This is a genomic window from Protofrankia coriariae (genome assembly GCF_001017755.1).
GTDB lineage: Bacteria > Actinomycetota > Actinomycetes > Frankiales > Frankiaceae > Protofrankia > Protofrankia coriariae.
In genome coordinates, this window is sequence record NZ_JWIO01000018.1 from 21,780 (window position 1) to 27,042 (window position 5,263).

At 75.8% G+C, this 5,263-nt stretch carries 5 protein-coding genes (1 of these 5 running past the window's edge); all 5 read right to left on the bottom strand.

Going from position 1 to position 5,263, the window contains the following annotated elements; translation table 11 throughout:
• A protein-coding gene (locus FrCorBMG51_RS12960; protein WP_052914636.1) for an adenine nucleotide alpha hydrolase family protein crosses the window boundary here: on the bottom strand, nucleotides 1-838 show its 5' portion. 101 nt of this gene lie to the left of the window's left edge; 838 of the gene's 939 nt are visible here — the first part of the coding sequence; the start codon lies at nucleotides 836-838; its stop codon lies beyond the left edge, outside the window.
• 7 nt (nucleotides 839-845) lie between these two features.
• Nucleotides 846-1,325, bottom strand: coding sequence for a ferredoxin family protein (locus FrCorBMG51_RS29630; protein ID WP_175648332.1), 480 nt, complete (start codon nucleotides 1,323-1,325; stop codon nucleotides 846-848).
• Nucleotides 1,322-2,758: an FAD-dependent monooxygenase gene (locus tag FrCorBMG51_RS12970; RefSeq protein WP_086055437.1), complete on the bottom strand. Its 1,437-nt coding sequence runs from the start codon at nucleotides 2,756-2,758 to the stop codon at nucleotides 1,322-1,324. Before FrCorBMG51_RS12970 ends, FrCorBMG51_RS29630 begins: the two co-directional genes overlap by 4 nt.
• Nucleotides 2,755-3,783, bottom strand: a complete 1,029-nt coding sequence (locus tag FrCorBMG51_RS12975) for a mycofactocin-associated electron transfer flavoprotein alpha subunit (protein ID WP_235433539.1) — start codon at nucleotides 3,781-3,783, stop codon at nucleotides 2,755-2,757. Before FrCorBMG51_RS12975 ends, FrCorBMG51_RS12970 begins: the two co-directional genes overlap by 4 nt.
• Nucleotides 3,784-3,866: 83 nt before the next feature.
• On the bottom strand, nucleotides 3,867-5,263 hold a 1,397-nt coding region (locus FrCorBMG51_RS12980), incomplete at its 5' end, for an oxidoreductase (protein WP_047223388.1).

Sequence of the window (5,263 nt, forward strand, 5' to 3'; positions counted from 1 at the left end):
GCGGGCGCACCCGCAACCGTTCCCGCCGGCCGCCGTCGAGACGGCGCTCGGCCAGCAGCGACCCGCCGTCGACACGCAGGTCGACCAGCCCGAGCGCCTGGGCGGCGCCGAGTTCGTGCGCCAGCAGCGCGGGCAGCGCGCCCGTGCCCCGGTCCGGGGAGCGGTCGCCGCAGAGCACCAGCGCCGGCTCCCCGACGGTACGGATCGCGGCGAGCAGGTTCTGGGCCAGGGCGCGCTCGTCCCGGCCGAGATCGTCGAGGTAGTGCCGGGCGGAGCCGAGCGGATCGCCGAGGTGCCGGGGATCGTCACCGTGGCGCGGGCCGCCGGTGTGCGACGCCGGCCCCGCCCCCGATGCCGGCCCCGCCCCCGATGCCGACGCCGCCCCCGATGCCGGCGCCGACGCCGGCCATGGGACCCGCAGCACTCGCGCGCCGAGCGCGGCCGCGGCGCGCAGGGTCTCGCCGGCGGCGGGTGGACCGGCGGCCACGGCCAGCACCGCCCCACCCCAGGCGTCGGCGATCCGCAGCGCGTGCTCGAGGGCGGCCTGCTCGGCCGGGGCGATCCCGGCGCCGCGCAGGTCCCGGGTGACGGCCCCGGTCAGCGGGTCGACATCCGGCCGCAGGTCGGTGTGGCACAGGCACACGGCAACGAGCGGCGCGACCACCGCCCCGGCCACGGCCCCGGTAGCGGCCGCTGCCCCGGTGTCGGCCGGGGTCTCGGCCGACGTCCCGAGCGGGGTCCCGGCCGACGTCCTGGTATCGGTTGCTGTTTCGGCCACGGCCCCGGCTGGTGTCTCGGCCGCTGTCGTGAGCGTCGGTCCGGACGGCTGTGACGTCATGGCGCCGTCACCCCCGCCGGAAGACGACGCCCTGCCCGCCGTCCGGGTAGGTCCATCTGATCGCGTTCTCGCCGTTACAGATCATGTAGCAGGTCCCGCACTCGAAGCACTGCTCGTAGTTGAACAGGATGCCGCCGTCGGAGGTCGGGGCGAACAGGTTGGCCGGGCAGGCGGTCACGCACGCCTTCGTGGTGCACGAACGGCAGACGTCGGAGTCGACCATGATGTGGGCCCGCTCGCCGACCCGGAAGTCGACGGTGGCCATCCGGTCGTCGAAGGAGATGTCGTGCCAGCGTTCGCCCGTGGCGGCCCCGGCCGCATCGCCCGAGCCGGCCGGGCGAGCCGAGCCAGCTGTGACCGCCGGGTCTGCCGGCAGGCCCGTGGCCGCCGGGCCGGTCCTGGCCGGTGCGGCCGCCGGGGCTGCCCGACCGGCCCGGCGACGATCCCGGCTGCGGTCCCTGACGAGGCCGAGCGGCAGGCGGCTCATCGGAACACCCGGCCGATCCGGGCCGCGTCGGCGGCCAGCTCGCGCAGGCTCACGCCGTTGCGCCTCGCCGCCCGCCGCAGCAGCCGGGTGAGCCCGGGCTTGGGCGTCGGGTTCGTCACGGTGAACACCCCTTCGGCGATGTCGGTGATCAGGCCGGGATACCGCTGCTGGATCCGTTCGGAGAGGATCACCCCGGGCGCGCCGCGCAGCCGTCTGTGGTCGGCCAGCACGAACTGTCCCTCCAGGTCGGACCGGTAGGAGGCGAGCCCGGCCGAGGAGACGTCACCGACGGTGATCGCCCGGGCGGCGGCCCGGCCCGCGGCCAGCCCCGAGCCGATGGCGAAGTTGACCCCCTCCAGCCAGATGCCGGCGGCGAGCGTCATGCCGGCGGCATCGCCGGCGAGGAGCAGCCCGTCGGCGTGCAGCCGCGGCATCGCGTCGTAGCCGCCTTCGGGGATCAGATGGGCGGAGTACTCCTTGACCGTCGACCCGCGCAGGTAGGGCGCGACGGCCGGGTGCGCCTTCACATCGGCGATGATCTCTTCGGGACGCACCTTCGCCGCCGCCAGGTGGGGCAGGGAGAGCACCACGCCGACGCTGACCGTGTCCGCGTTGGTGTAGAGGAAGCCGCCGCCGGGGATGCCGCGGGTGCAGCCGATCATCTCGATGTCCACGCCCTCGGTGCGGCGCACCCCGAAACGTTCGTCGATCACCTCCGCCGGCAGCGACAGCACCTCCTTGACGCCGAGGGTGTGGTGCGCGGCGTCGGCCCGCGGCAGCAGGCCGGCCTCCTTCGCCAGGAACGAGTTCACCCCGTCACAGGCGATCACGACCTGGGCGCGCAGGTCGCCGTCCGCCCGGTCGGTGCGCACACCGACGACCCGGCCGGCGGCGTCGCGCAGCAGCCCGGTGGCCACGGTCGAGGTGACCAGCCGGGCGCCCGCGGCCACGGCCCTGCCCGCCAGCCAGCTGTCGAAGTCCGCCCGGTAGGTGGTCATCCCGTTGTAGGGGGCGGCGCCCCAGGCCTCGCTGCGGTAGTCGATGGACAGCGACCGCGCCGGCGTCATGATCATCGTCGACCGGCGTACCACCCAGCGCTCCACCGGCACCTCCTCCCACCAGGCGGGGAGGACCTCGTCGAGGACCCGGCCGTAGATCACGCCACCGTAGACGTTCTTCGACCCGGGAAACGGCCCCCGCTCGACGAGCGCGACGGACCGGCCCGCCCGGGCCAGCTCGAGCGCGGCGGCCGACCCCGCCNGCGCGGCGGCCGACCCCGCCGGGCCGGCACCGACGACGACCGCGTCGAAGAGCAACGTCGCCCGGCCGGATGACGCCGGTGACGCCGGTGACGCCGACGGCGGGGACGAGGCCGACGCCGACGGTGCGGGCGCCGCGGGCGTTGCCGACGACGCGGCGGGCGTTGCCGTCACGGCCGGACCTCCTCGGGGACGGGGACACCGAACCGCCGGGCCAGCTCCACCAGCAGCGCACGGGCGTCGGTGACCAGGCCGAGATCGGCCATCGCGGTCATCGGGCAGGACGGGTCGACGTTGACGCTCACCACGTGCCGGGGCGAGCCCAGCCCGCCGACGTGCTGGCTCGCGCCGGAGATCCCGAACGCGACGTAGAGCTCGGGGTCGACCGTCACCCCGGTCGTGCCGATCTGGCGGTCGTAGCCGATCCAGCCGGCGTCGCTGGCGACCCTGGTCGCCCCCGTCGAGGCGTCGAGCGCCGCCGACACGGCGGCGAGCAGGTCGAACAGCGCCCGCGCCTGATCCGCGCCGGACCCGGGGGGCACCAGCCCGGCGCCGCCGCCGACGACCCGGCCGGCCTCGGCAAGATCCATCGTCGCCGGATCCGGCTCGACCACCTCGATGACGTCGACATCGCGCGCCCAGACCGGCGAGGACCGCGAAGGTGACAGCGGCGGCAGGGGCAGCTCGCGCGGATCCGGACGCGGCCCGGCCGTGGGCACGGAGCGCACGCCCGGCAGCAGGGTCGCCACCGCGGGCCGCACGCACTCGACCGTGAGCAGCAGCCGGTCGTCCAGCCTCGACAGCTCCGCCCGCACCACCCCGTCGGCGTCCCGCCGGACCGCGACGGCGCCGGCAAGCAGCGGACGGTCGAGCGCGGCGGCCAGCCGCGGAGCAAGGTCACGGCCGTCCGGGGACGCCGGCAACAGCAGCAGCGGGACGTCGGCGAGCACGTCGGCGAGCACCCGGGCGAGCGCGCCGGCGCGCAGCCCGGGGCCGGTGTCGCTCCACCACAGCGCCGACGCGCCGGTGACCGCCTGCGCCGCCTCCTTGGCCCCGCCACCGATGACCAACACCTGCCCGTCGGCCTCGGCGATGCTCTCCTCGGCGCCCAGCGGCAGCACCCCACCACGCGCCACCACCACGGCAAGCACCGCCCCACCCGGAACGAACCGGCCGTCTCCCACACCCCCCGCGCTCACAGCTTCCGGTTCGCTCCGTCGGACACTCCCTCCGCGGCCGCCCTCGTCCCGATGACGACCACTCCACTCGCGCCCTCCTGCGCTCACAGGGACACCGCCACGCGTTGGCCTTCGACGACCGCGGCGTGCGCGCGGCGGGGGGCAAGGCAGTCACCGACCCGGTGGACGGAGAACGGCAGCGCCGGCAGATCCTCGCGCAGGCCGCGCCAGAGCGTGTCCTCCGCCTGCTGCTGGACGGCGCAGACCACCCAGTCCACGGCGCGCTGGGCGTCGGTGCCGGTGGGATGGTGCTGGAGGGCGAGCAGCACACCGCCGTCCGCGCCGGGTGTCACCCCCATCGGCACCAGGTCGGTGCTCTGGGCGATGCCCCTGGCCGCCGCCCGGACGTTCCAGGTCTCCAGGTCCAGCGTCACCCCGAGGTCCTGGCCCACGACCATGCCGTTGGTGACGACCTCGACCTGGCAGCCCCGGTCGGCCAGCAGCTCCGCGACGGAGGTGGCCTGGTGGAACCCCAGCTCGTCCACGACCACGACGGTGCCGCTCGGTTCCGCCCGCCCCTCCAGCACGTCGCGCACGTCTACCACCCGGGGATGCCCCGCCGCCCACCAGGGGGGATTCGGTCGGGCACCCGTGGCCAGCACCACCGCGTCCGGGGCCTGCGCGCGCAGGAAGTCCGCGTCCACCTCGACGGAGGTCCTCACGTCGACGCCGGTCCGCCGCACGTGCGCGATCAGGTTGCGCGCGATGTCGAGGAACTCCGCCCGGCTGGGCACGGCCGCCGCCACCGGCACCTGGCCGCCCAGCCGCGACGACCGCTCGAACAGGGTGACATGGTGCCCGCGCTGGGCGGCGGTGACAGCGGCCTGCATGCCGCCGGGGCCGCCGCCGACGACGTGGACCCGCCGCCCACGGCGGCGCGGCGGTGGCAGCGGCACCGACTCCCGGCCGGTGCGCGGGTTCTCGATGCAGCCCAGCCAGCGGTTGAGCCCCATCCGTCCCACGCACTCCTGGTTGCAGGACAGGCAGGTGCGGATCTCGGTGGCGTGCCCGGCCCGCGCCTTGGCCACGAAGTCCGGGTCGGCGATCTGCCCGCGCACCACCCCGATGAGGTCGGCGTGCCCCGCGGCCAGGGCCCGGTCGGCCTGCAGCGGGTCCTTGAACCGGCCGACGCCGACGACGGGCAGGCTCACCGCCTGCCGGATCGCGCTCGGGATGAACATCGCGTAGCCCGGCGGCACCTGCATGCTCGCCTCGATCATGTAGAGGGTGGCGGTGGCGACACCGATCGAGGTGTTGATGTAGTCGACCTTGCCGGTGGCCTCCACCAGCCGGGCCACGGCGACGGCCTCCTCGATCGTCGTCCCGCCCTCGATCAGCTCGTCGCCGCAGATCCGCACGCCGAGGGCGCGCCGCGGGCCGAGGGCCGCCCGGACCACGTCGACGATCTCCAGCAGCAGGCGGGCCCGGTTCGCCAGCGTCC

What these genes read in the sequence shown, in the direction of transcription:
- FrCorBMG51_RS29630 (WP_175648332.1), bottom strand. Translation starts at nt 1,325, where the DNA reads ATGAGCCGCCTGCCGCTCGGCCTCGTCAGGGACCGCAGCCGGGATCGT.